We start from the raw sequence: 25879 nt of genomic DNA on the forward strand, positions 1-25879 counted from the left end.
TTGGATAGCCAATGAGCCTCGGCGCCCTTCTTCTCATCGTTATCGTGCTGGCCATTCTCGGGGCTGTTGCTGGTCGCAGACGCGCTCTCGGGCTCGTCGGCGGTGACAAGCGGGCATTGCACTCGCTGCCCGGGCACTACGGCCAGGTCGTTTTCCTGTTCACTGCAGTTCCGGCCCTGGTGTTGACAGGCCTGTGGCTGTTCCTTGCCCCTCTGCTGATCGAACGGATGTCCTCCGAAAGCCTCGTCGGCTCGATCGTTGCCGATGGCACCGCAATGACGCTGGTGATGACGGATGTCCGCCGCATTGCAGAAGGGCTTGAAGTTCTGTCGGCCAATGGTGCCCTGTCCGAAGCTGATATCAGCCAGATGCGGGCTGATTTCAGCAATGTTCGGAGCCGCATGGCCGAGGCCGGGGTCGCTCTCGGCTCTGATGTCGGGCCGGAGGTGTTTGAGGCTGCCAAAGCCTACCGAGACTATTCCAACACCTCCCGACTGTTCATGACCATTGTGGTCATTGCCGTGGCAATCGGTGGCCTGTTCTGGTCATTGTCCCGGATCAGCAAGGACTATCGCGCTCGCAACGCGTCCGAAAAATTTACCGTCGTCATGTTGATCGCTGCCTCGCTTGTAGCGGTGTTGACGACATTCGGTATCGTGTTTTCACTGGTCTTTGAGACCTACAATTTCTTCCAGATGCACTCGGCCGCAGATTTCTTCTTTGGTCTTGTCTGGAACCCGCAGTTCCGTGGTGGATCCGAACTCGGTATCCTGCCGCTGCTCTGGGGTACGTTCTACGTGTCCCTCGTGGCACTGCTGTTTGCCGTGCCGATCGGGCTGTTCGCTGCGATCTACATGGCGGAATACGCATCCAAGCCGATGCGCTCGGTCGCCAAGCCGCTTCTGGAACTGCTGGCCGGCATTCCGACCATCGTCTACGGTCTGTTTGCGCTGATTACGGTCGGACCTTTCCTGCGCGACTATTTCGCCCAGCCGCTTGGTCTTGGAAACAGCTCCTCGTCGGTTCTGACAGCGGGGATCGTGATGGGGATCATGCTGATCCCGTTCGTGTCATCCTTGTCCGATGACATCATCAACGCTGTTCCGCAGTCGCTCCGGGATGGCGCCTACGGGCTTGGTTCCACGCGTTCCGAGACCATCCGTCAGGTCGTGATGCCAGCCGCTTTGCCAGGCATCGTTGGAGCGATCCTCCTGGCTGCAAGCCGGGCTATCGGCGAGACCATGATCGTTGTCATGGGTGCTGGTGCGGCAGCAAAACTCGGCCTCAACCCTCTCGAGGCCATGACCACCGTCACTGTGAAGATTGTCAGTCAGCTCACCGGCGATACAGAATTCGCCTCGCCTGAGACGTTGGTTGCCTTCGCACTCGGGCTGACCCTTTTCATCTTTACCCTGGGTCTCAACGTGGTGGCGCTTTACATCGTCCGCAAGTATCGGGAGCAATACGAATGACCGATGTCGCCATTTCTCCGACGAAGTCGATCTACAATCCCGACGCGCGCACGCGCCGTCGCAATGCAGCCGAGCAGCGCTTCCGTCTCTATGGCCTGTCGGCAGTTATTGTCGGCCTGGTGGCGCTCGTTATCCTGCTGTGGTCGGTGCTCGCGAGTGGCCTCGGTTCGTTCAGCCAGGCCTTCATCACGATTGATGTGCCCTTGACAGCCAGCGTGCTCGACAAGTCCGGCACACGGGATGTCGAGGAACTCAAGAAGGTCAGTACTGTCGGTTACGGTAATGTGCTCAGGTCTGCTTTGATGGAGCAGCTTGAGCGGGACAAGGTTGACACCGCTGACGTCAATGACAAGGAGATCTTTGATCTTCTGTCAAAGGAAGCGCCTGCGACTTTGCGCAACATGGTCCTGGCCGATCCGTCACTCGTCGGTCAGACGATGAAGTTCAAGACCTATGCGAACGGTCGCGTTGATGGCTATTTCAAGGGGCGCGTAACCCTGGAGAGTGCGAAGCTCGACAGCAACATCACGCCAGGTCAGTTGTTACTTGCCGAGCGGATGCAGGACGCAGGCATTCTGACGAGCGGCTTCAACTGGGACTTCTTCTTCGGACCGGATGCTTCTGATCTTCGTCCGGAAGCTGCGGGTCTCGGGATCGCCTTCATCGGCTCGGCCTATATGATGCTGATCGTTCTCGTCCTGGCTGTTCCGATCGGCGTGGCTGCCTCAATCTATCTCGAGGAATTCGCACCGAAGAACAAGTTCACCGACCTGATCGAGGTGAACATCTCGAATCTGGCGGCGGTTCCGTCGATCGTGTTCGGTATTCTCGGCCTTGCGGTGTTCATCAATTTCATGGGTATGCCGCAATCGGCCTCCCTGGTTGGTGGCCTCGTGCTGACCCTGATGACCCTGCCGACGATCATCATCGCGACCCGCGCGGCCCTGAGAGCTGTGCCGCCGAGCATTCGCGATGCCGCCCTGGGTGTGGGTGCGTCGAAGATGCAGTCGATCTTCCATCACGTGCTGCCGCTGGCTGCCCCTGGCATCCTGACCGGGACGATTATCGGTCTGGCACAGGCGCTCGGCGAAACCGCTCCGCTGTTGCTCATCGGCATGGTGTCGTTCGTCCGAAGCTTCCCGGGTGCCCCGCCTGAAGGCTTCCTTGATCCGGCCGCAGCCCTGCCGGTGCAGGTCTATAACTGGACGCAGCGTGGTGACCCCGCCTTCGTGGAGCGAGCCTCCGGCGCGATTATCGTCCTGCTGATATTCCTTGTTGTCATGAACCTGGTCGCGATCGTCCTGCGTCGCCGCTTTGAACGCCGTTGGTAAGAAGGGGACATCCGATGAACGTTTCTGTAAATCTGGAGAATGATGTGGACCTCGCCCAGCACAAGATCGTCGCGAACAACGTTCAGGTCTATTACGGCGAAAAGCACGCCATCAAGGACGTGAACATCAACATTCAACCGTGTTCCGTAACGGCTTTCATCGGCCCGTCGGGCTGTGGCAAGTCGACATTCCTGCGGACGCTGAACCGCATGAATGACACGATCGACATCTGCCGTGTCGAAGGCAATATCTCCATCGACGGCGAAAACATCTATGATCCGCGCGTTGACCCGGTCCAACTGCGGGCCAAGGTCGGCATGGTGTTCCAGAAGCCGAACCCGTTCCCGAAGTCGATCTATGAAAACGTCGCCTACGGCCCGCGTATTCATGGCCTGACCCGGACCAAGGCCGAACTGGACGAAGTTGTCTCGGCCAGCCTGCAGAAGGCAGGCCTCTGGAACGAGGTGAAGGATCGCCTTGATGAAGGTGGTACGGGCCTGTCCGGTGGCCAGCAGCAGCGCCTCTGCATCGCCCGCGCCATTGCCGTGAGCCCGGAAGTGATCCTGATGGACGAGCCCTGCTCGGCGCTGGATCCGATTGCGACGGCGAAGGTGGAAGAGCTCATCGATGAGTTGCGCGCGAACTACACCATTGTGATCGTGACCCACTCGATGCAGCAGGCCGCCCGCGTGTCCCAGCGCACCGCGTTCTTCCACCTTGGCAATCTTGTCGAGGAAGGCGCAACGCAGGACATCTTCACGAACCCGCAGGACAAGCGTACGCAGGACTATATCACTGGCCGTTTCGGCTGAGTCCTCTGGTCCTCCAACGCGAGAAGGATTTGAACATGTCCGAGCATACCGTCAGTTCCTATGATGAAGAACTGCGCGCGCTGGCCGGCCGGGTCGCCGAGATGGGCGGCCTTGCCGAAGCGCTGGTGAATGACGCCGTGACAGCGCTGCTGTCGCAGGATCTGGAGAAAGCGCACAAGACGATCCTGCAGGACGCCCGTCTCGACGAGTTGCAGCAGGAAATCGAAGCCAAGTTCATCCGCATCGTCGCCCTGCGCCAGCCGATGGGCCAGGACCTGCGCGAGATCATGGCGGCCGGACGTATCGCCAACGACCTTGAGCGCGTCGGCGATCTGGCCAAGAACATCGCCAAGCGCGTCATCGCCATCGATGGCGACTTCAACTCGAAGAAGGCCGCTTTCGGCGTCGAGCACATGGCTGAGCTGGCGCTGAACCAGCTGAAGGCAGTTCTGGATGCCTACACCAGTCACGACGCCGTGGCGGCACAGACCGTTCGCGAACGCGATGACGAGGTGGATGCAATCTACACCTCGCTGTTCCGGGAACTCTTGACATACATGATGGAAGATCCGCGCAAGATCACCCAGTGCGCGCATCTCCTGTTCTGCGCCAAGAACATCGAGCGCATCGGCGATCACGCGACCAACATTGCGGAAAACGTCTACTTCATGGTCACCGGCAACCAGTTGCTGGAAGCCCGCCGCAAGATCGACGAAACCGGCCTTGCCGATCTCGAGAATGCCTGACGCGGGTCCCCGCGTCTGTTTGCTGGAGCGTGTGAATGCCTAAGGTTCTGATCGTTGAAGACGAAGAGCCCTTGAGCCTGTTGTTGCGTTACAACCTGGAAGCTGAAGGTTACTCCGTCGAGTCCTGTGCTCGCGGGGATGAAGCTGAAATCCGGCTGCGCGAAAGCCAGCCGGACCTGCTGCTTCTCGACTGGATGCTGCCGGGCCTGTCGGGCATCGAACTTTGCCGACGTCTACGTGCCCGAGCGGAAACCGAGCGTCTTCCTGTGATCATGCTCACGGCCCGCGGTGAGGAAGCCGAGCGTATCCGTGGTCTTGCGACGGGCGCGGACGACTATGTGGTCAAGCCGTTCTCGATCCCGGAACTGATGGCGCGTGTTCGGGCGATCCTCCGCCGCGCCCGTCCGGAGGTGGTCTCGACCATGCTCCGCGCCGGTGACATCGAGCTGGACCGCGAGACGCATCGGGTCCGCCGCAACGGCAAGGAAATCCATCTCGGCCCGACCGAGTTCCGGTTGCTCGAGTTCCTGATGACCTCGCCTGGCCGCGTCTTTTCCCGTGAGCAATTGCTCGATGGCGTCTGGGGCCATGATGTGTATGTGGACGAGCGGACGGTGGATGTGCACGTCGGCCGTTTGCGCAAGGCCATAAACAGGGGCAAGGTGAAAGACCCGATCCGCACGGTGCGCGGCGCAGGCTACGCCTTCAACGACCAGTTCGCGGTTGCCATCTGATCAACCCGGCCAGTGCCTTGATCCGAGAAAGCCCGTCACGTGCGGGCTTTTTGCTGTGTGCGGCGTTTTTCGCAGGAGATGAAAAAGGCCCGCCGGGCGATCGCTCCGGCGGGCCTTAACCTGGGCGAGGGGACCACAGACTGGTTGGCCCCCTCTGAGATCTGTATCAGGCGCGAGCGAGTTGCTTGCGGTCCTTGTCGCGCCGGCGATCATTGACCGGCTGATAGGCGATGCGGCAGTGATGCGCGCAATAAGGCACGCCAGGATCAGAGTGGCGACCGCAAAAGTAGAAGTCCTGGGTGCTTGGATCGCCAATCGGCCACTTGCAGGTGCGTTCGGTCAGGGTCAGGATTGTTGCCCGCTCGGTGATCGGAACGACTTCTGCCATCGGTTCCACCTGCGGCTCGACGTCGAGCGCGGCTTCTTCCATGGGTTCCATTTTCAAGGCCGTTGCCCCGCGGCTCTGCGCCACCGGTGCCTGTGCCGGACGTGGCGCAGACGGCGCAGCACTTGCGGGTGTGCGGGCCCGCCGCGGCTTCGCCGTCGGCGCAACCGCCTTGGCGCGTCCGGACAGTCCAAGCCGATGCACCTTGCCGATCACCGCATTGCGCGTGATCCCGCCGAGTTCGGCAGCAATCTGGCTCGCGCTCAGGCCATCCGACCAGAGCTTCTTCAGCAGTTCCACGCGTTCGTCAGTCCAGCTCATCCGTCACACCCCGCCGTTTCCGGCTGTAGATTGTAAATTTAGGCAGTAACCAGTTGTTAAGGCGCGCATGCTCCGCGCCCAACGTGGCATATCCAGTATGATTTGGTGATCTACAGCACGAGATGTCGTATCCGACAGACAGGACAGTACAATGGCGGCCAAAAGCGAGGCAAGGAGACGGGGCACATGAACCGGGGACGAAACGACTTTTCCCCAGATAACGCCGCCCCCAGTCCGCGACACTCGGCAGTGGCGGATTCGCGCCAATTGCATTGACAGGCGCAGCGTTGGGCGGTGTATAAACGTCGCTCGTTTCTTGTGCCGCCTGTCACGGGCGGCACAGTCCGTTTTGGCATCCCAATACGTATCCCTGAACCGGAGAGGTTTTCCGGGGCAAGTAGCCCCGACCCCCGCATGAGGAGTTGAGCATATGACGGCGTCGGCACTTTTCGGCACCTACGCTCGGGCGGAACTTGATTTCGTCCGTGGAGAAGGCGTGTGGCTGGAGACGTCGGATGGCCGCCGATTTCTCGACTGTGGTTCAGGTATTGCCGTAAATGCCCTCGGTCATTCACATCCCCATCTTGTCGCTGCCCTGAAAGATCAGGCGGACAAGCTCTGGCATGTCTCCAACCTGTACCAGATGCAGGGTCAGGAGAAGCTGGGACGGCGGCTGACGGAGGCGACTTTCGCAGATCGGGTGTTCTTTACCAACTCCGGCGCCGAGGCGATGGAGGCCTGCTTCAAGACGGCGCGTCGTTTCCATTATGCCAATGGCCATCCGGAACGGATCGACATCATTACCTTCGAAGGCGCCTTCCATGGCCGTACCATCGCGACCATCGCAGCCGGCGGCCAGGCAAAGTACCTTGAAGGCTTCGGGCCGAAGGCTCCCGGGTTCCTGCAGGTTCCCGCTGGCGACCTCGACGCGCTGAAGGCCGTCATCGGTCCGACCACGGCTGCGCTCTGCATCGAGCCGGTGCAGGGGGAGGGCGGCATTCGCGAGATCCCGGCCGAGTTCCTGCGCAAGCTGCGTGAGATCTGCGACGAGGAAGGCATCCTGCTGATCTTCGACGAGATCCAGACGGGCGTTGGACGGACGGGCAAGCTGTTCGCCTATGAATGGTCTGGCATCCATCCGGATCTGATGGGCGTTGCCAAGGGCATTGGCGGCGGTTTCCCCATGGGGGCCTGCCTTGCCACCGAAGCCGCATCCGCCTGTATGGTGCCGGGCACTCACGGCACCACCTTCGGCGGCAATCCGCTGGCGATGGCCGTCGGCAATGCCGTGCTTGACGTGATCCTTGAGCCGGGCTTCCTCGAAGAAGTGCAGCGCAAGTCGCTTCTGTTCAAGCAGCAACTGGCCGCCGTAATCGACGCTTATCCTGAGGTCCTGCAGGAGACACGTGGGCGCGGCCTGATGCTCGGCCTGAAATGCGTGCGTCCGAATACGGAAGTATTGGCCAAGGTCCGTGCCAACGGCTTGCTGGTTGTGCCTGCCGGCGACAACGTGTTGCGCATCCTGCCGCCGCTGACGATCTCCGATGCCGAAATCGGCGAAGCCGTCGCCCGTATTGAAGCCGCCGCCAAGGCCGTCGCGGCAGACGTTGCCGCCGAGAAGGCCGGAGCCTGATACCATGTCCCAGTCCCTGCGTCATTTTCTGGATCTCACCGACTTTGAGGGGGATGAGCTGCGCGCCATCCTGGACCTCGGCCGCAAGCTGAAGCGCGAGCGAAACGGCGTGCGCCGCGGCGAAGGCCCGCTGGCTGGCAAGGTGCTGGCAATGGTGTTCGAGCAGCCCTCGACCCGGACACGCATCTCCTTCGATGTGGGCATGCGCGAGCTGGGCGGTGAGACGCTGATGCTGACCGGTGCCGAGATGCAGCTTGGCCGCGGCGAGACCATCGCCGATACGGCCCGTGTTCTGTCGCGTTTCGTCGATGCGATCATGATCCGGATCCTGAGCGAGAGCGATCTCAAGGAACTGGCCGCCAACGCCACCGTTCCGGTGATCAATGGTCTTACCAAGCGCTCGCATCCGTGCCAGATCATGGCCGATATCATGACCTTCGAGGATCATCGCGGCTCGATCAAAGGCAAGTCGATTGCCTGGACCGGCGACAGCAACAACGTGCTGGCGTCCTGGATCCATGCGGCGCCCCGCCTCGGTTTCGAGATGCGCATTGCGACACCGGCAGAACTGGCCCCGCCAGCTGATCTCGTCGCAGCAGCGCGGGCCAAGGGGGCCTCGATCGTCGTGACCGATGATCCCTTTGAAGCCGTCAAGGGCACAGACTGCATCGTCACCGATTGTTGGGTGTCGATGGGCGATGACGACGAAGAAAGCCGTCACGACCTGCTCAGCGCCTATCAGGTTAACACGCGTCTGATGGCCGAGGCGAAGGCCGACGCGCTGTTCATGCATTGCCTGCCGGCCCATCGCGGCGAGGAAGTCACGTCCGAGGTGATGGATGGGCCGAATTCAGTGGTGTTTGACGAGGCAGAGAACCGGCTGCATGCGCAGAAGGGTATTCTCGCCTGGTGCTTCAACGGCGTTTGAGGGCGGATCCGTGGCATTCGACATTGCAGCATATGGACTGACGCCGGCCGGAGCCGATGCGGTCCGGCCTTTCACGGTTGAGGGGCTGGATGTGCGCGGCCGTGCGGTTGCGCTCGGTCCGATGCTGAACCAGATCCTAGACCGGCACGACTATCCGGCTCCCGTGGCGCGGTTGCTGGGCGAGGCCATCGTCCTGACTGCCTTGCTCGGGACGGCGCTGAAGTTCGACGGGCGTTTCACCTTGCAGACCCAGTCGGATGGCCCGGTCTCGATGCTGGTTGTCGACTTTTCCGGTCCCGATGCGATCCGCGCCTATGCCCGCTTCGATGCCGAGGCGTTCGGACATGGCGCGTCTGCAGAAACCGCTGATCCGGCAACCTTGCTGGGTCGCGGCCATCTTGCAATGACCATCGACCAGGGCAAGCACATGCAGCGCTACCAGGGCATGGTCGAACTGGATGGGATCTCGCTTGAGGAAGTTGCCCGCCGCTATTTTGCGCGTTCGGAGCAGATCCCGACCGAGGTGCGTCTGGCCGTCGGCAAACTGTTCACCCGCCGTGAAGGGCAAGCCCCGGGGGAGGCCTGGACCGCAGGCGGCATTCTCGTGCAGTTCCTGCCGGAAGCGCCGGAGCGCATGAAGCAGGCCGACCTGCATGGTGGTGACATGCCGGAAGGCGCTGAGGCGCATGTCGTCGAGGATGACGACGCCTGGATGGAGGCAAAGAGCCTCGTCACAACTGTCCGAGACGACGAACTGACCGATCCCGAGATCACGGTCGAGCGGCTGCTGTTTCGCCTGTTCCATGAACGGGGCGTGCGCATGTTCGATGCCCAGCCGATCGCTGACCGGTGCCGGTGCACGCGGGAAAAGATCGAGGCGATCCTCGTCAATTTCTCCGAGGAGGAGAAATCCGAGATGGTTGAAGACGGCAAGATCGTCGTGACCTGCGAATTCTGCAGCACCCGCTATGAGTTCAAGGCTGAGGCCGTCTGATTGTTGCGACAGATCGCGACAAATGACTGATTGCCGCTGACCCGTGCCCGTGATTACCGTGACTTGAGGGATAGATCACGGTGCGCGTGCGCCGTTTGCCCGGCAGACCCTGTGTGTGCCTGCAGACGGCCATCAGGTCATCTTCCTTGGTCTGGCAACGCTGTTCGGGTACCCCTGGGCAGATCAACCAGTGTCATGGCTGATCCAGCGCACCTGTTCCCGCTGTATAACGGGAATGAAGGAGGCGCTGCGCGTGCTGCAGGCTGTCGAGACAAAGCGGGACATCAAGGTTCCGGATCAGGACGAAACCCAACTGCCTGTTCCCCGGCCAGGGAGCGGAAGATCTGTCCTTGTATTGAAGGCCCTGCTGCAGTCGGTGCTAGCGTTGGTGGTGCTGGCTGGCGCGGTGATGGGGATGCGGCACTTTGTTCTGACCAAGCCAGAGGTGCCCAAACGCCCGGCTCAGGAACAAAGCTATGCCGTTGAGACCCTTGCCGTTCGGCTGGCCGATCACACCCCTGCCATTCGCCTTTATGGCGAGGTGACCGCCGGGCGCGAGGTTGACCTGCGCTCGTTGGTCGCCGGTGAAATCATTTCCGTCAATCCCGAACTGAAAGCGGGTGGGAGCATCCGGAAGGGCGCTGAGCTTGTCGCTGTTGACCGGTTTGACTTCGAAGGGGCTGTGCGGGAGGCGCGTGCCAATCTCCAGGAAGCAGAGGCCCGGAAGATCGAGATCGAGAGCCGGGTCGCCCTGTCCCGGGACAGCCTGGAGCGGGCCCGTGAGCAACTTGCATTTGCTGAAAGGGACCTGGAGCGGGCCGAACAGCTGCGCCAGAGCGGCTCCGTGACCGAACGGGCGCTCGACGAGCGGCGTCTGCTGGTATCGCAGCGCCGACAAGCCGAGGAACAGGTGCGCAACACCCTGGCGGTTGAAGAAACAGGCATCGAGCAACAGGCAGCGGTCATCCAGCGGCTGCAATGGCGTCTTGAACTGGCCGAGCGCAATCTCGCCAGCACGGTGCTGCTCGCTCCCTTTGATGCTGTCGTGCGCAGTGAAGCTGCCCAGGTCGGGCGGCTGATCAATGTCAATGATGTGGTTGCCTCGCTCTATGCGCGCGACGAGCTGGAGGTGCGCTTCACCCTCTCCGACAATCAGTACGGCCGGCTGATCGCCCAGACTGGCTCACTTGTTGGACGTCCTGTAGAGGTCTCCTGGGTCCTGGGAACCGAGCCGGTCCGGTACCGGGCGAATGTGGACCGGGTTGGGGCCGATGTGGCCCGAACCCGGGGCGGTGTCGATGTCTTTGCCAGGGTGGTGACGCCGGAAGGTGCCGTTCCTCTGCGCCCTGGCGCATTCGTCGAGATTTCTATTCCGGACCGCAGTTATCCTGCGACGGCCCGGGTGCCCGAGACGGCGGTCTATGAAGATGGTCGGATCTATGTGGTCAATGACAGCCGCATGTCTCCGCGCGACGCGCGGATCGAAGCCTATGATCAGGGTTATGTGATTGTTTCCGGCGGGCTGCAGGATGGAGACGTCGTCGTGACGACCCGCATCGCGGGTGGCGGCAGCGGCGTCAAGGTGCGCCCACTCGGCGAAACAGCCGCACCAGATGCGGCCGCAGCACGTCCGCAAGGTTCGGAGGCTACAAATGCGCGCTGATGCGGGAAACTGGGTTGCCGGGTTTGCACGCCATCCGAACGCGGCCAACCTGCTCATGGCCGTGATGCTGATGTTCGGGGTCTTCGGTCTCAGCCAGCTCAACACGCAGTTCTTTCCAACCATCCGTTCGGACCGGATCACGGTCAGCATCGCCTGGCCCGGCGCGTCGGCAGAGGATGTCGAGCGCAATGTGCTTGAAGTGGTGGAACCGGAACTGCGGTTTCTGACGGCTCTGAAGGAAATTGCCGCCTATGCCCGCGAAGGCTCGGGGACGATCACTCTCGAGTTTGAGGAAGGCGCCGACATGCCCAAGGCATTGTCGGACGTCGAACAGGCGGTGGCTTCCATTTCCACCCTGCCGGACGAGGCGGAGGCGCCGGTCGTTTCAGCCTCCACTTTCACTGACGCCGTCGCCACTCTCGCCGTGCGTGGTCCGTTTACCGAGGATGCACTGAAGGTCTATGCCCGCAAGATCCGCGATGATCTTCTGGCCCGGGGTATCGACCGTGTGGACTTCAACGGCTATCGCTCGCCGGAATATCTGATCGAAGTCCCGGAACGCGAATTGCGCCGCCTCGATCTGACGATCTCCGACATTTCCGATCGTATTAGCCAGAACACCGAGGATCTGCCTGCCGGCAATCTCAACGGCGCAATCGAGCGACAGATCCGTGCCGTGGCTGAGGCCCAGTCTCCGGAAGCGATCAGTTCCATCGAGGTCAAGGCCTTCGAATCCGGCGAGAAGACCCGTCTCGGCGATATCGCCAACGTCAACCGGTCTTTCGATGACGGCGAGTTCCAGGGGTTCTCGAAGGGGGGGCGTGCCATCGAGTTGCGGGTCCTGCGGCTGGAGGATACCGATACCCTGAAGGCGGCTCAGATCCTGACCTCTTACCTCGAGGAAGTTCGCCCAACCCTGCCGCCAACCCTCGAGTTGCTGCAGTATGATGTGCGCGCGGATCAGGTCGAGGGCCGCATCTTGCTGCTGGTCGAGAACGGGCTTGGCGGCCTCGCGCTCGTGGTCCTGATCCTCTATGTGTTTTTGAACGGGCGGATCGCGCTCTGGGTCGCCACGGGCATTCCGGTCGCTGTCTGCGCAGCGCTCGGATTGATGTGGCTGATTGGCGAGAGCATCAACATGATCTCGCTCTTTGCCTTCATCATGATGCTGGGCGTCATCGTGGATGACGCGATTGTGGTGGGGGAACACACCGCGACACGTCTGGCTTTGGGAGACACGCCGGACATCGCTGCGATCAATGGCGCCAGCACCATGTTCTGGCCGGTGATCGCGTCCGGAACAACGACGATTGCGGCGTTTCTTCCTATTCTGATGATCGGGGATGTGCTCGGGCAGATCATGATGGCTCTGCCGGTGGTGGTCATTTCCATCATCTTGGCTTCGTTGGTCGAGTGCTTCTTTGTCCTGCCGGGGCATCTTTCGCATTCGCTTGGATCGCGCTCTGGCTGGAGCTGGTGGCGCGTTGTGCTCGTTGCGGGCCTGCCGGCGGTGTTCCTGATCGGTGTTGCCGAGCGGCCGGAGATGAGTGTAGCACCGGCACTGGCAATGCTCGCCGACCCCTTGCGCGCGATGCTGAACCAAACCGGGCTGCTGGTCTTTGCCGGTCTCGTCATCGGCATTTGCTTTCTGGTCGCGCTTGCCGTCGAGGCCGGTTTGACCGCCTTGCGCCATCGCGCAGGCGAAAAGAGCACACCGGCCTCGCAGGAGCCGGGCCGGTTCCGGCGCAGCTTTGATGCCGGTTTCGGATGGTTCCGCGACCGCCCGTTCCGCGGCCTTGTCAGGCTGGCGGTCAACTGGCGCTATGTGGTGTTGGCCATCGCCATCGGCAGCCTCTTGATGACGGTGGGACTTGTACGGGGCGGGCGTGTTGGCTTCACCTTCTTCCCCTCGCCTGAGTCCGAGAACATTCAAGCCCAGGTGTTTTTCCAGGCCGGAATTCCGGAGGCCGAGGCCATTGCGGGTGTCGCGGCGATTGAGAAGGCGCTGTACGAGGCGGAAGGACGGTTGACGCAGGACAATGGCGAGACGCTGGTGGCGGCAAGCTATGCCCTGCTTGGCCGTGCCGGCAACAACCGGGGCGACAATGTGGCCTCGATCTCGGTGCAACTCACCCTGTCGGAGGAGCGCACCATTCGCACCCCCGATATCGTGCAGGCCTGGCGCCGGGCCCTGCCCGAGATCCCGGGGCTGGCCCGGTTCTCGATTTCACAGACCCGTGGCGGCCCTCCGGGGCGGGACCTTGACATCCGGTTGTCCGGCGCGCCGCTGCACAGGCTCAAGCAGGCCGCAGCAGAACTGCAGGATGCCCTCTCGGCTTATCCCGGCACTTCCGGTGTCACCGATGATCTGCCTTATGGCAAGCCGGAGCTGCAAATGCAGCTGACCCCGCGTGGCCGCGCACTTGGCTTCACGGTCGAGACGGCAGCGCGTCAGGTGCGCAATGCGGTGGAAGGGGCAATCGCCCGGAAATTCGCTCAAGGTGATGAGGAAGTGACCGTGCGTGTCCGGCAGGGCTTTGATGGCCAGGGCTCGAACGCGCTGCGTGACCTTCTGCTGCGCGCGCCGAGCGGTGAGTTCGTGCCGCTCACAGAAGTCGTCGCTCTCAAGGATGTCCAGGGCTTCTCGGTGATCCAGCGCCGTGACGGACGGACGATCGTCAGCGTGGTGGCGGATATCGACACAAAGGTCACCTCGAACACGGAAATCGTGGCCGAGTTGCAAAAGGAGTTCATGCCGCGCCTCGCAGACACCTACGGTCTTGCCTACGAGTTTGCCGGAAAAGCCGAAGAGCAGGCCAATGCCATGGGCGATCTGGGCGTCGGCGTGCTCATGGCACTGGTCATGATCTATGTGATCCTCGCGGCGACATTTGCCAGCTATGCAAGGCCACTGGTGGTGATGGTCATCATCCCCTTCGGCGTGGTTGGGGCTGTCTGCGGCCACTACATCATGAACTATCAACTGACGATGATGAGCCTGATCGGCCTGCTCGGCCTGTCCGGCATTCTCGTCAACAACGCGATTATTCTGGTGTCGCGCTTTGACGAGCGCATCCGGGAGGGGACGACGTTTCGCGAGGCGGCGGTGCTGGCAAGTTGTGATCGTCTGCGGGCCGTGATCCTCACGTCCTTCACGACGATTGCCGGTCTGGGGCCTCTGTTGTTCGAGGACAATATCCAGGCGCAGTTCCTGTTGCCGATCACCATTACCATTGTCTTTGGTCTGGGAACCGCGACGCTTCTGGTGTTGTTCCTGGTTCCGTCGCTGCTGGTCATCGGCGATGACATCGGCCGCATCGTGTTTCATCGCGAGCCGGGCCGCGGGTCGGCGGTCGCGGGGGATGATGCGGCACAAGCACCCGGCAAGGGGATCGTGCCGGCGGAGTAGTCCGCCGGCGACAGATGCAAGAACGTCAGGTGTCAGGCAATCCGGGCAGCAAAAGCCGCGATTGCCTCGGCAGCCCTGTGAATGTTGCCATCCCATGTCGCGGGAGACTGACCGCGCGGGCCAAGGTCATGGTTGCCGTCTTCCAGATAGGTGATGGCGACCTGGTCCGGCAGGGCCACAGATTCCAGGTCTGCTGCAGATCCGAAAGGGTCGCGCTCGCCCTGTGTTATGAGAACCGGTCGGCGGCATTCGGCCAACGGCTCCAGGCGCCAGACATCGGCCTTGCCGGTGGGGTGGAAGGGATAGCCGACGCAGGCGACACCCATCACCCGGCCGGGCAGCGAAGCGCCGCCGGCCAGCATTGCGGCCACGCGGCCTCCCATCGACTTGCCGCCGATGAGAAGAGTGCCCTCGACCTCCGGCATTACCTGTTGCAAGGCGGTCTGAAATGCGCTGACGAGCAACTCAGCCTTGGGCGGCGGAGCCTTCTTGCCGCCGCTGCGGCGCGCAGCCATGTAGGGAAATTCGAACCTGGCCACCGCAACCCCATTTTCCGCCAGTGCTGCCGCCATTCGGTTCATGAAGCTGGAGTCCATCGCAGCTCCTGCGCCATGCGCGAACAAAAGCGTTGCGACGGGCGGCATCTCGGGGCGTGTCCAGAGGAGTTCGGTCATATGCAGGTGTGCTTTCGCTCGGGGTACGGACGGTTGATGAAGGCTGCGCTCAGGCCCAGTCAGTGCTGATCTAGCGGAGGAGGATCAGGTCCGCAATCACGCAGCCCAAGGCTTCAAAAGAAGCTGATGGGGAAATAGCGCCGGTAGAGCTCGCTGTAGACGCCCTTTTCCTGCAACCGACGAAGACCATAGTTCAGCGCTTCGAGAAGGACAGCGTCGTCCTGGCGGACGGCGATGCGCAGGCCGTTGCCGAAGTAAGCGTCCTCCAGCCAAGGGCCGGGAACGAACATGCAGCAGCCTTCCGAAAAGGCGCCGCCCAGCCAGAATGACAGGCTCATGCCATCCCCGAAATGGGCACCGACGTCACCTGACCGCAGTGCTTCGCGTGCTTCGGTGATGGTATCGTATTCCCTCAGCACCACCTCTGGCATTCGCGCCCTGAGAAATGCGGCGTGGCGGCTGCCACGTTCGACGGACACCTCTGTTCCTGCGAACTGCAATCCATCCAGGCCGGCACCGTCGGCAAGACGGGTCACAAACCGGCCCGGCATGCGCAAGTAGGGATCAGTAAAACTGAACTGCCCGGCAAGTTCCGGTGTTTTCGCGAGCCCCGCAATCACTGCATTGCCCTCGTCCGCCTCCAGCGCGTCGGCCAGGGCCTCGAAGGCTTTGACGCGCAGGCTGCAAGAACTCTGCAACTCCTCGCACAGGGCGCGCGCAAGGTCGACATGGAAGCCAGTCAAGCGCTCTGACTTGTCCCGGAAAGCAAAGGGCGGAAAGTCATCCGTTGACAGGAACTCGATCCGTTCCGGCGTCTCGGCCGGCCGCTCCATCAGGCTGCGTGGATCCCAAAAGTTTGGGACGTTCTGGGTGAGAAGGATGGCAGACGAGCCAGAGGCGGGCAGTTCGTCGGCCGCCACAACTTTCGAGTTAACTATAATCGTGAAAAGAGAAAGAAGAAACAATGTAACCATTGCGCGAATGTTGCGTTTGATGGTTAACATTCCGTTACGTTCACCAGGCATCTGGGCGACACCGATCAGGGAGGCTCGGCAAGCACATGGGTTTGGAAGACACCGGATCATTTCCGACTTCGCGGCGCGAACCATCCCTGGTTGTGCCAATGTCTGCCGAAAATCTCGGCATCTCGCAACACCGCCCGGAATGGATAGAGCCAGAGTTGATGGTTCTTGTCGCACGCGGGTTTCCGGCTGCAATGGTGGACTGGGCCTGTCTGATGGCATCCTATCACGGTGGCAATCCGGCGCACCATCTTCTGCGGCATTCCCTGATCACCGAAGAGACCTACTACAGCGCCGTAGCGGAGACTTGTGCAGTTCCGTTCCTGCCGGACGGGTCGTTTCGACCACTTGTGATCGGCGATGTGGTGATGCAGTTCGGCGAAGGGGAGGCTGGCCCGCTGCTGATCGGGATCGAGACCGGGCGGCCCATCTATGCCATTGCTCCGGCAGCTGAGGATCTCATCGAACTTCGGGCTCTTCTTGGCCGTTATCCGGACTGGGCCCGGTGCATTCGCATCACGACCCCGTCGGCGATGCGCATCGCCATCACGGTTCTCAAGGCACCCGCTGGTGAACTCGAGCAGCGGTTTCCGGAGATGTCGGCCCGCGAGCGGGTTACGCCGGGCCAGTATTCCGGCCTGTCGATGCTCAGCACCGGCTTTGCGTCCGGCTTGTTGCTGCCTTTGGAGGCGCAGGCTTTTGCTTTCAGTCTCCTGGTTGGCCTCAGCTGCATTTCAACGGGCTATGGCAGGGTTGTCAGCGCGGTCCGGGCCGGCACACTGGCCATCTGTGACCGGATCGAGCCGCATTTCGGTGTCGCCGCCCTGCCGGCTGCCTCGGAAGAGTGGCCGCTTTACACCATCCTCGTGCCGCTCTACCGGGAAGCTGCGGTCGTACCGGGGCTTGTCAGGGCACTGACGGCCCTCGATTACCCGGGTGACAAACTGGATATCAAGTTTCTCATCGAATGCGATGATCTCGACACAAAGGCCGCTTTCAGCGGCCTTTTGCTTTCGCATATGGAAGTCGTCGTCGTACCCGAGGGGCATCCGCGCACCAAGCCGCGTGCCCTGTCCTATGGTCTGGCGGCGGCCAAAGGCGAATTCGTCACGATCTTTGATGCTGAAGACCGCCCGGAACCGGACCAGTTGAAGAGAGCGGTGCAGCGATTTCGCGCGTCGCCAGAAAAACTTGCCTGCCTGCAGGCGAGCCTGTCCATCGACAATGCCGGCGACAGCTTCTTCACCCGCCAGTTTGCGATGGAATATGCGATCCTGTTCGATCAGATGATCCCCTGGTTCTCGGCCGAAGGCTGGGCCTTTCCGTTGGGGGGCACCTCGAACCATTTTCGTCGGTCGGCCCTGATCGCAGCGGGTGGATGGGATCCCTATAACGTGACCGAAGATGCAGATCTCGGCATTCGTCTCGCCCGGTTCGGCTATGACAGCGCGGCCCTCAACAGCACCACTTACGAAGAGGCGCCAGTCACCTGGAAGTCCTGGTCTGCGCAGCGGGCGCGCTGGTACAAGGGATGGCTGCAGACCTGCTTCGTTCACCTGCGCGATCCGGCTCTCCTTTTGAAGCAGGCCGGTCTTGCCAAGACCATCCCCATGAGCATCCTCATTGCCGGGAGCCTTGTGACCCTGGCGGTCCATCCGGTCTTCACCGTGGTGATGATCGGATATCTCTTCGGCCTTTGGGGCTTGCCCCTGACCGAGACCCTTGTCGGGCAAATGGTCGTCATCCTCAGCAGTCTGACAGCAACCGTCGGCTATGGCGCGACGGTCTTTGCCGGTATGACCGCCGCGCGAAAGCGGGCGATACCCTTGCGGTTGATTGATGTGGCTGGAATCCCGGTCTACTGGCTTTGCGCCAGCCTCGCCTTCTATCGCGCCATCTGGGATTTCGTGATCCGCCCGCATCATTGGCACAAGACAACCCACGGCACGGCCCGCCAACGGGCCTTGCCGGTCGGCCGCGGCACCCCGTGACATTCGGTTGCCCTGAGATTTCGAAAGGTCAGCCGAATATCTGCGATGTGGACCCAGATCCTATCGAGATCCCGACGATCAGGTCGTTGAAGTCAAAATCGCCGCCCTGTGCAACGGTCAGATCCTCGAAGCCAAAGATGTTTTCTCCAAGCAGGCGAATGTGTTCGGCGCCATCAGAATTGGCGAGCCCCAACACAAAGAGTTCCTGCGTGCCGCTTTTCAGGACGGGGGCATAGTAGCCGCTCTTGCCGGCGACGGTCCAATTTGCCGAAACGGGTGATGTTTCGGTGCCGGTAAAAGTGAAGGTTCCGCCTGCATCCAGCGATCTGGCGACTTCAGAGCGGAAAGCCGCCCCCTCGCTCAGGTTGATCCCGTTCAGGCTCACCGCCCCGTTCAGATCGACATCGAGCCGGACGAAGGCAAGGCTGTTGGTCAGGGACGTGCTGCCGGTCAGCAGGAGGTCCAACGTTTGCCCCTGATCCAGATACAGCAGGGGAAGGTCCGTCCGGCGTTGCGCGTCAGCCAGCAGGGCGCCGCTGCTCAGGTCATTGTTGGTCGTTGCCGAAAGCGTGAGATTGCCGACGCTGACGGTGAGCGATCCACCGGATACGCCCGTGACGACGGCGTCCGGCTGGAGTGTGATCGTGTCATTGCCAGACAACAGTGCGAAGCGCAGCTCCTCGCCCGGGCGCAGCAGGATGGACTGTGTGCCAAGTGCCAGCGTGTCGCCATTGTCATCCGTCGCTGCCCCGATGCTGCCGCGGACTGCATCTTTCAAGGTCAGGTTGGTGCCAGTGGCACCTGCCTTGTTGATGTAGTTGCCGGCCTGATCGACCGCGTAGACGAGAACTGTGATCCCCGTGTCAGAGGCTTCCGAAACCGCAGCAAGGCGGACCCAGCTTGCATCTGCATCGGGTGTGCTGGTCAGATCGATCTTGATTCCGTTGCCAGTGGTGTTGGCTACAATCGGAGCTTCTTCCACGTTGACCTTCAGCGTGAGTGCACTGCTCGCCGGACCGACAGCTGCGCCAATGCCACTGCCGGCAGCCAGCATCTCGGTCACGGTCACCGTATAGGTTCCATTGCCCAGAGCCTGTGCCGCGTTGGTCTGCCACATTCCGTCGATGTCGCCGGTCGCAAAGATGGGGGCAAGGACGTTCACGCCGGATTGTTGGAAGGAAAGCGCCGCGAGATTGGTCGCGCTGACCTTGTTGGTGGTCCCGGAAATCCAGCTTGCGGTTCCAGCCGCAGAATTCGCTCCTGTCCAGGCAAAGGCAACTTCGGCGGTCGTGCTGGTGGCTGTGTTGCTGACGAGGTTGGTCTGTCCGTCAAGCGCGGTGAATGTTGTCCCCGTGATCGTGCCAGCGACAGGCGCTGTGCCTGCGGGTTGCTGGCTGACATGCAGCGGATCCGTGTTCCAGGTCAGCAGGGCAGGGTCAAGTGTCGCGCTGCCGCTGTAGAGGAAGTCGATTGCGAAAGTCTCGATCGTCTGGTTCGTCGAGCTCTGCGGGCTGACAAGGGCGAGCCCGTCCACCGCAAGGCTGCCGGCCTGGTTGGCGACCGCGGGATTGAGAAAGGCGCCGTCTTCGGTCTTGGTATAGAGATTGAAGGTCTTGGCAGACGGACCCTTGCCGACGACGACCTGGTACCAGCCGATGCCGTTCTGAACCGTTGGCAGGCTGCTGATGACCAGAGAGCCTGCGGTTTGCGGCGTGTCGGGAACGGGATTGATCACATATGTCCCGGTTGCAGCATTCTGCGAGATAGTCCAGTTCTGCCAGAGACTGTCGCCGCCGGTTCCATTGAGCGTGACCTCCTGGAACGATGGCACACCATTCACCGTGCCGTCAAAGATCCGGAGCGTGATTGACGCGTCGCCCTTGAGGATGGCGTTCTGATTGAAGAAATTCAGCGTGATCGAGCATGGGTTCACGGTTTCCCACGCGGGGATGTTGTAGCTCCCGAGAAAGAACTGCTTGGTCCCGTAGTCAACTTCGCCAACCGGGGCGATGTAGTTGTAGATAATTGGCTGGACATAGCCGCCAGGTGTCTCGCTGTCGTCGAACAGGGTCAGGTTGATGGCGTCGACGTTTTTCCAGGCGCCATTGATCTCTTCCGAGACGGAGATCAGCGGGCCCCCCTGGGCGTAGGCTGACATCAGGTTGTCGGAATAGCCGGAGCCATAGGAGTTGGAGAGGTTGAAGAACACCTGTGAGTAGAAGTCGTGGAAGGGCGCTTCCTTTCCCGCGAGATTCTGGCTGAATGCGTAGGTCGGGTCCCAGTTCCAGTTGTGGCTGAGGTTCACGGTCTGGCTGACGAACGGGTTGAGCGCCTGTCCGAGCGTGCCGTAGTAGCCGGCTGTAAAGCCGGTCAGGAACTGCGTCAGGACTTCACCCCATTGGGTGTTTGCGCCGGTGTTCATCTCCGTGGAACCGGAGTTCAGGATCGTGTAGGCCGTGGCATCGGTCTTGCTGGCGTAGATCTCCACGTTGCCGAGCGTGGAATAGATGCTGTTGGCGAGCGCGTCGGCCGTGATCTTGATGTGGCCCTTGATCTGGCTTGTCGCTGTCGGACTCAGCCAGAAATATCCGGGGCCACCGTCAGTGCCCGATACCCATTCCAGCTCATAGGCAAAGAAACCCGCCTTGTGATAGACGCCGTTGCCATCCTTGGCCCCATTGAAGAAGCCTCCGACCGAAACGCCAGGTGCGCCTGTCTTCAGCGTATCAATGTAGCCATTCCAGCTTGACGCGGTGTAGGGCTGATTGCCGCTGGCCTGGGCAACTGACTGCGCCGGCGAGATGGCAGCGCGATAGGTTCCGGCCAGCGGACCGTCAGAAAACGTGTAGAGCGATTGACCGTTGGCGTCCTTGAGGTTCGAGAACATCACGCTCCCGGAGCCGGCATACCCGCGCGACTGTGAGGTGCCGTCCGCATAAGGCACCTCAATTTCCATCGGGATGCCGAAGCCCTCGACGGAAGTCAGATTGCCGACATCACCGGATTGCCCCAGAAGGGTGACCTCAAAACTGTCATACCGGAACTGATACTGGGCGGCCGCCCCCCAGTTGATCTGGCTCTGCTGCGTAATGAGCGTGGTCAGGTCGGTCTGAGCGGCAGTCGGATCCTGGCTCTGGATGAGGAAATAGACCTTGCCCCCGTTCAACTGCTCAGGCAGGTCGATGGCATAGGTGCCATCGGAACTGACTGAGCCGTTCACAACCATCCTGGTCCAGTGCGCTGTCCCGTCGGCATCGAAATAGACGGCATAGGCATAGGCCCCGGGCTTGCCCAAAGTTGCCTGGAGCTTTGACGTCAAGGCAAGGTTCAAAGTGGTCATGATCTGGCGTCCCCCGCCGCTTGAAACATGCGGGAAATCCTGATGCATAAGACCTTAGGCAGGCCTTACCGCCACCGCGAAAATTTGCAGCATCGACAACAAAAGCTTAACCCTGCCGCTAGGGCAGAGGGAGCAGCATGGAGGGGCATTTGGCAAGGGGGACTGGAGCGGGTAGCGGGAATCGAACCCGCGCCAAGAGCTTGGGAAGCTCGCATGATACCATTTCACCATACCCGCGCGGGATCATAGATCGCCCCTTGCCGCCTGGAAGTCAAGCGTTGCGGCGGGATTTCCAAAGGCGGCTCAAATGGTGCCCGCTGCAAGGCCTGCACACGGACCGAAACGAGCGTCTTACAGTTTGATTAGAAAGAATAATTTCACTTGCGTGAACCGTGGAGCCTTGCCACGGTGCGGCCGTCGAACTCTCGGCCTGGAGCTTATTGCATCATGCGTGACGCTGTTCTCGCACTTACCTCATCCCGTCGTTGGGAAGCATTCATTATATCGGTTATCGTCTTCAATGCGGTTACTCTGGGGCTTGAAACCAGCGGAACAGTGATGGCGGCAATTGGCCCGCAACTGCATTTCATCGACGGTGCGATCCTCGGGATCTTCGTTGTCGAACTGCTGCTGCGGCTCTATGCTCACCGCCTGTCTTTCTTCAAGGACCCGTGGAGCCTGTTCGACTTCGCGATTGTGGCCATCGCCCTGGTTCCTGCAAGCGGGCCGTTCTCGGTATTGCGTGCCCTGCGGATCTTGCGTGTCCTGCGCCTGATCTCGATTGTCCCATCCCTGCGGCGCGTCATTGGCGGCCTTCTCGCCGCCTTGCCCGGAATGGGATCGATCATCGTCCTGATGTCACTGGTTTATTACGTCTTTGCAGTGATGGCGACGAAACTCTATGGCGCGACTTTTCCCGATTGGTTCGGGGACCTCGGTCGCTCGACCTACACCCTGTTCCAGGTCATGACGCTGGAAAGCTGGTCCATGGGCATTGTCCGTCCGGTAATGGAAGTTCATCCCTATGCCTGGGTGTTTTTCATTCCCTTCCTTCTCTGCACGGCCTTTACCGTGCTGAACCTCTTCGTCGGTATCATTGTTTCGGCAATGCAGGACGAGCATGAGCACGAAGCGCAGGAGGACCGCAAGGCCCTGCAATCCGAGACGACACTCGTGCTTGAAGAATTGCGCGCCTTGCGGGCCGAAGTGGCCGAACTCCGGCACGCCCGCTCCTGATCTCATGACAACTGGGAGACGCTGGAGATCAGTCCAGCGTCTCATTGGCCCAGCCATCGACATTGGCCGACCGCACTTCGGAAAGGTTGGACAACCCGCGCCGGCGCAATTCGGTGTCCAGATGCGCCAGGATGTCCGTGACGAGCTGCGGGCCCTTGAACACCAGTGCCGAGTAGAGTTGCAGCAACGTCGCCCCTGCCGTGATCTTGGTGAAGGCAGCTTCCGGGGAATCAATCCCGCCAACGCCGATGATCGGCAGGTCCGGGCCGACCAGCTTGCGCGTGCGGGCAAGGACGATGGTGGAGCGGCGAAACAGCGGACGTCCCGACAGGCCCCCCGCCTCCTTGCCGGTTGCCGCGTCGCGCAGGCCAACGCGTGACAGGGTCGTGTTCGACACGATCAGTCCGTCAACAGCATGCCGCTGCACGGCCTCAGCAATATCCTCGAGGCCTTCTGAAGAGACATCGGGGGCGATCTTCAGCAGCACGGGCACCTTGCGCCCCGCCGCGACAGCGCCCCGGTCTCGCTCCATCATGACGGCAGCAAGCAAGGCATCCAGTGCTTCCTTTGCCTGCAGGTCGCGCAGGCCTGGTGTGTTCGGCGAGGAGATGTTGACCGTGAAGTAAGAGGCCACAGCCGCGAAGGTCCGGATGCCGGCGACATAATCAGCGACCCTGTCGGCCGTGTCCTTGTTGGCCCCGACATTGACACCGACAAGGCCGCCGCGCCGGCGCCGGGCCTCCAGCCGTGCGAGCAGGGCTGCATGGCCCTCGTTGTTGAAGCCGAACCGGTTGATGACGCCGCAGTCCGCGGGGAGGCGGAACAGGCGGGGCTTCGGATTTCCGGCCTGTGCCAGGGGCGTCACTGTTCCGACTTCGGCAAATCCGAACCCCAGTCCCAGCACCGCATCAGGCACTTCGCCGTTCTTGTCGAATCCGGCGGCCATCCCGAGAGGATTGGGAAAGTCGAGACCGAGAACGGTTTGGGCAAGCGACTTGTACCGCGCGTTGTCAGTGCGTGGATGGAGGCCGGCCGCGAGCGCGCGGATCGTCACGCCATGGGCCGCTTCTGCGTCGAGACAATGAAGCGCGCCCAAGGCGAAGCGGCTGGCAAGCGAGGTGATCATGCGTCAAGCTCCGGAAACAGATGCACGCCATCAGGGCCGAGCGGAAGTGGCTGCACCCAACGGACCTGGTCCGGGGACAGAGGGGCATACAGATGCGGGAACAGCGCGCCACCGCGCGACGGCTCCCAGATCAAGGCGTCACCAAGGGTTTCACTGTCGATTGCGGCAAGGACGAGGTCTGTCTTGCCGGCGAAGTGCCGCGCGGCCGTCTCGCGAACCTGCTCTGCAGTCGAGAAATGGATGTAGCCGTCCGAAAGGTCTACGGGGGCACCGTGAAACACGCCCGCGTTCATGGCATCGCGCCACAGGGCCTCGGGCAGGATCTTGAAAATGAGCGTCATGTCGGAAAGCCGTTGTTTCTACCGGATGCCATTCGCCCGAACACGTCAGGCTGGCGCGGACCCTAAACGCTGCATTTGCGTTGGACAACCGATGCGGCCAAGGTTCTCGGGCAGTATTTTCTTGACATCAGGAATAATAGCCGGAGTTTGGTGCGGTTGAAAGGGATATATTCCTGAATTGCAACCCGGGAGGTGAGCACCATGCTCTCGCACGAACGTGTCTGGGCAGCGATTGACGCCCTGGCGGCCCGCAAGGGTCTATCGCCATCCGGCCTGGCACGGCGTGCCGGGCTGGATCCGACGACTTTTAACCCGTCAAAGCGGATCGCCGTTGATGGCCGCCCGCGTTGGCCGTCAACCGAATCCCTTGCCAAGGTTCTCGAGGCGACAGGGGCCCCGTTGACCGAGTTTGTCGCTCTCGTCTCTCCGGAGGAGACGCCGCCTTGTCCGGTGGTGCCTGCGGGGACCACACTGCCTTTTGCCGGGCTGCCGGAGGCGACGACCGAGGGGTATTTTGACGATGAAGGGAACCCGGTCGGAAAGGGCTGGGACGCCATCCCGTTTCCGGACCTGGATGGCAATCCCTTGTTTGCGCTAGAAATTTCTGGCACCGGCTGGTTGCCAGCCTATCGTGACGGCGACACGGTGATCGTCGCTCCAAAGGCGCCGGTGCGGCGCGGGGACAAGGTGGTCGTGCGCACCAGTGACGGTGGGATCGACCTGCATGTGCTGCATCGCCGCACGGCGCGCACCATCGAGTTGCATCCCTTGTCCGCGTCCGGCACCATTGTCGTGCTCGACCTTGCCCAGATCGACTGGATCGCCAGGATCGTCTGGGCCAGCCAGTAACCCCGGTCGCCTTGTACCTCAGGCGGCCGACCCTCCGGAGCGCGTCATGGCTTTGCGTCTGTCTGTCCCGGTGCGCCTGATGGCAGGCGTGCTGTGTGTCTGCCCGGCAATCGTCGCCGGTCTCTGGCCCGTTCTGACCCAGGCACAGGATCCGGCACCGCCTCCGTCGGCAATCCGCAATGTGTCCCCACCTGGGATGGCGACCCCGGACGTCTCTGGTCCCTTGATCCGCGTTGCGCCGGTCGGCAAGCTGGCCGAGCCCAGGGATCCGGAGGCAGGATTGCCAAAGGATGCGTTTGAGGTGAAGGCTGCTGTGGTGCTGGACGGCGGGACGTTGAAGGCGGGGCGCCTGCTTGTCCACATTGCCCATGTCACGGCGCTGGGGCCCAAGCAATCCTGTACCTCCCGGCTCGGCGGCGACTGGCCCTGTGGTGCGCGCGCCAGGTCTTCGCTTCAGGGGCTGGTCCGTGCCTACACGTTGTCCTGCCAGAGGGTGGCGGCGGTCGGCGAACGCGAGGTCTCTGCCACCTGTGCCAAAGGCTCGGCCGATCTTGGGCTATGGCTGGTGTCGCAGGGATGGGCCGTGCCGACGGAAGACGCGCCGGACACCTATATCGCCGCGGTCGAGGCCGCACGCGCTGCAAAGGTCGGGCAATGGCAAGCGGAATGGGTCGCCGAACTCGCGCCCCCTTTGCTGATCACGCCGGTTGAGCCGGGAATGGTCGATCCTGGTGTCTCCTCTGGTGGTGAGGCGGGCGAACCCCTTGTCGTCGCGCCTGGCACCACTGCGAACCGGGACTGGGTCAATCCATTCGATGTAAAAGACCCGGAAGCGCAAGGCGCCCCCGGGTCTGGTGTTCCCAATTGATTGC

Annotated in this window: 20 protein-coding genes and 1 tRNA gene; 14 read left to right on the forward strand and 7 right to left on the reverse strand. The window is 61.6% G+C overall.

Going from position 1 to position 25879, the window contains the following annotated elements:
- Positions 1-11: 11 nt before the first annotated feature.
- From pstC to phoB, 5 genes are read left to right on the forward strand one after another with little or no spacing between them, the layout of a single operon-like run.
- Positions 12-1472, forward strand: coding sequence for a phosphate ABC transporter permease subunit PstC (gene pstC, locus ACTIFE_RS06000; RefSeq protein ID WP_439528254.1), 1461 nt, complete (start codon positions 12-14; stop codon positions 1470-1472).
- Complete coding sequence (gene pstA / locus ACTIFE_RS06005) at positions 1469-2803, forward strand: phosphate ABC transporter permease PstA (RefSeq protein WP_439528255.1); 1335 nt, start codon at positions 1469-1471, stop codon at positions 2801-2803. Before pstC ends, pstA begins: the two co-directional genes overlap by 4 nt.
- A gap of 14 nt (positions 2804-2817) precedes the next feature.
- On the forward strand, positions 2818-3615 hold the full coding sequence (pstB, locus tag ACTIFE_RS06010) for a phosphate ABC transporter ATP-binding protein PstB (RefSeq protein WP_439528256.1): 798 nt from the start codon (positions 2818-2820) through the stop codon (positions 3613-3615).
- Between the two features lie 35 nt (positions 3616-3650).
- Complete coding sequence (phoU, locus tag ACTIFE_RS06015; protein ID WP_439528257.1) at positions 3651-4361, forward strand: phosphate signaling complex protein PhoU; 711 nt, start codon at positions 3651-3653, stop codon at positions 4359-4361.
- A gap of 35 nt (positions 4362-4396) precedes the next feature.
- Positions 4397-5095, forward strand: a complete 699-nt coding sequence (phoB, locus tag ACTIFE_RS06020) for a phosphate regulon transcriptional regulator PhoB (protein ID WP_106751691.1) — start codon at positions 4397-4399, stop codon at positions 5093-5095.
- A gap of 166 nt (positions 5096-5261) precedes the next feature.
- On the opposite strand, the gene ACTIFE_RS06025 is transcribed toward phoB, so the two are convergent.
- Complete coding sequence (locus ACTIFE_RS06025) at positions 5262-5801, reverse strand: GcrA family cell cycle regulator (RefSeq protein WP_439528258.1); 540 nt, start codon at positions 5799-5801, stop codon at positions 5262-5264.
- A gap of 430 nt (positions 5802-6231) precedes the next feature.
- Between ACTIFE_RS06025 and ACTIFE_RS06030 the strand changes: the two genes are divergently transcribed.
- From ACTIFE_RS06030 to ACTIFE_RS06050, 5 genes are all read left to right on the forward strand, one after another.
- Positions 6232-7434: an aspartate aminotransferase family protein gene (locus ACTIFE_RS06030; protein ID WP_439528259.1), complete on the forward strand. Its 1203-nt coding sequence runs from the start codon at positions 6232-6234 to the stop codon at positions 7432-7434.
- 4 nt (positions 7435-7438) lie between these two features.
- Entirely contained in the window at positions 7439-8362 is a 924-nt protein-coding gene (gene argF, locus ACTIFE_RS06035; RefSeq protein ID WP_439528260.1) for an ornithine carbamoyltransferase, read from the forward strand.
- A gap of 10 nt (positions 8363-8372) precedes the next feature.
- Complete coding sequence (locus ACTIFE_RS06040; RefSeq protein ID WP_439528261.1) at positions 8373-9356, forward strand: Hsp33 family molecular chaperone; 984 nt, start codon at positions 8373-8375, stop codon at positions 9354-9356.
- Positions 9357-9609: 253 nt separating this feature from the next.
- Positions 9610-11019, forward strand: coding sequence for an efflux RND transporter periplasmic adaptor subunit (locus ACTIFE_RS06045; RefSeq protein ID WP_439528262.1), 1410 nt, complete (start codon positions 9610-9612; stop codon positions 11017-11019).
- Positions 11009-14428 (forward strand): efflux RND transporter permease subunit, encoded by a 3420-nt coding sequence (locus tag ACTIFE_RS06050; protein WP_439528263.1) that lies wholly within the window; start codon positions 11009-11011, stop codon positions 14426-14428. Before ACTIFE_RS06045 ends, ACTIFE_RS06050 begins: the two co-directional genes overlap by 11 nt.
- Positions 14429-14460: 32 nt before the next feature.
- On the opposite strand, the gene ACTIFE_RS06055 is transcribed toward ACTIFE_RS06050, so the two are convergent.
- Positions 14461-15102, reverse strand: coding sequence for an alpha/beta family hydrolase (locus tag ACTIFE_RS06055; protein ID WP_439528264.1), 642 nt, complete (start codon positions 15100-15102; stop codon positions 14461-14463).
- A gap of 113 nt (positions 15103-15215) precedes the next feature.
- Complete coding sequence (locus ACTIFE_RS06060) at positions 15216-16187, reverse strand: transporter substrate-binding domain-containing protein (protein WP_439528265.1); 972 nt, start codon at positions 16185-16187, stop codon at positions 15216-15218.
- 38 nt (positions 16188-16225) lie between these two features.
- On the opposite strand from ACTIFE_RS06060, the gene ACTIFE_RS06065 reads away from it, so the two are divergent.
- The gene (locus tag ACTIFE_RS06065) at positions 16226-18115 is read left to right on the forward strand and encodes a glycosyltransferase family 2 protein (RefSeq protein ID WP_439528266.1); all 1890 of its coding nucleotides are present in this window, start codon (positions 16226-16228) and stop codon (positions 18113-18115) included.
- Between the two features lie 28 nt (positions 18116-18143).
- Here the strand turns inward: ACTIFE_RS06065 and ACTIFE_RS06070 are convergent, their stop codons facing one another.
- Positions 18144-21455 carry a beta-1,3-glucanase family protein gene (locus ACTIFE_RS06070; RefSeq protein WP_439528267.1) on the reverse strand — a complete coding sequence of 1104 codons (3312 nt, stop codon included), beginning with the start codon at positions 21453-21455 and terminating at the stop codon, positions 18144-18146.
- Positions 21456-21618: 163 nt separating this feature from the next.
- A tRNA-Gly gene (locus tag ACTIFE_RS06075) sits at positions 21619-21692 on the reverse strand.
- Between the two features lie 210 nt (positions 21693-21902).
- Here ACTIFE_RS06075 and ACTIFE_RS06080 point away from each other — a divergent pair.
- On the forward strand, positions 21903-22691 hold the full coding sequence (locus ACTIFE_RS06080) for an ion transporter (protein ID WP_439528268.1): 789 nt from the start codon (positions 21903-21905) through the stop codon (positions 22689-22691).
- 28 nt (positions 22692-22719) lie between these two features.
- Here ACTIFE_RS06080 and ACTIFE_RS06085 read toward each other — a convergent pair whose 3' ends face one another.
- Complete coding sequence (locus ACTIFE_RS06085; RefSeq protein WP_439528269.1) at positions 22720-23817, reverse strand: quinone-dependent dihydroorotate dehydrogenase; 1098 nt, start codon at positions 23815-23817, stop codon at positions 22720-22722.
- Positions 23814-24158: a DUF952 domain-containing protein gene (locus tag ACTIFE_RS06090; protein ID WP_439528270.1), complete on the reverse strand. Its 345-nt coding sequence runs from the start codon at positions 24156-24158 to the stop codon at positions 23814-23816. The genes ACTIFE_RS06085 and ACTIFE_RS06090 overlap by 4 nt, the downstream gene beginning before the upstream one ends.
- Positions 24159-24359: 201 nt before the next feature.
- Between ACTIFE_RS06090 and ACTIFE_RS06095 the strand changes: the two genes are divergently transcribed.
- Entirely contained in the window at positions 24360-25007 is a 648-nt protein-coding gene (locus ACTIFE_RS06095) for a S24 family peptidase (protein ID WP_439528271.1), read from the forward strand.
- A gap of 46 nt (positions 25008-25053) precedes the next feature.
- Complete coding sequence (locus tag ACTIFE_RS06100) at positions 25054-25875, forward strand: thermonuclease family protein (protein ID WP_439528272.1); 822 nt, start codon at positions 25054-25056, stop codon at positions 25873-25875.
- Positions 25876-25879 lie beyond the last annotated feature (4 nt).

It is taken from the genome of Pannonibacter sp. (genome assembly GCF_051860505.1).
Taxonomy (GTDB): Bacteria; Pseudomonadota; Alphaproteobacteria; order Rhizobiales; family Stappiaceae; genus Pannonibacter.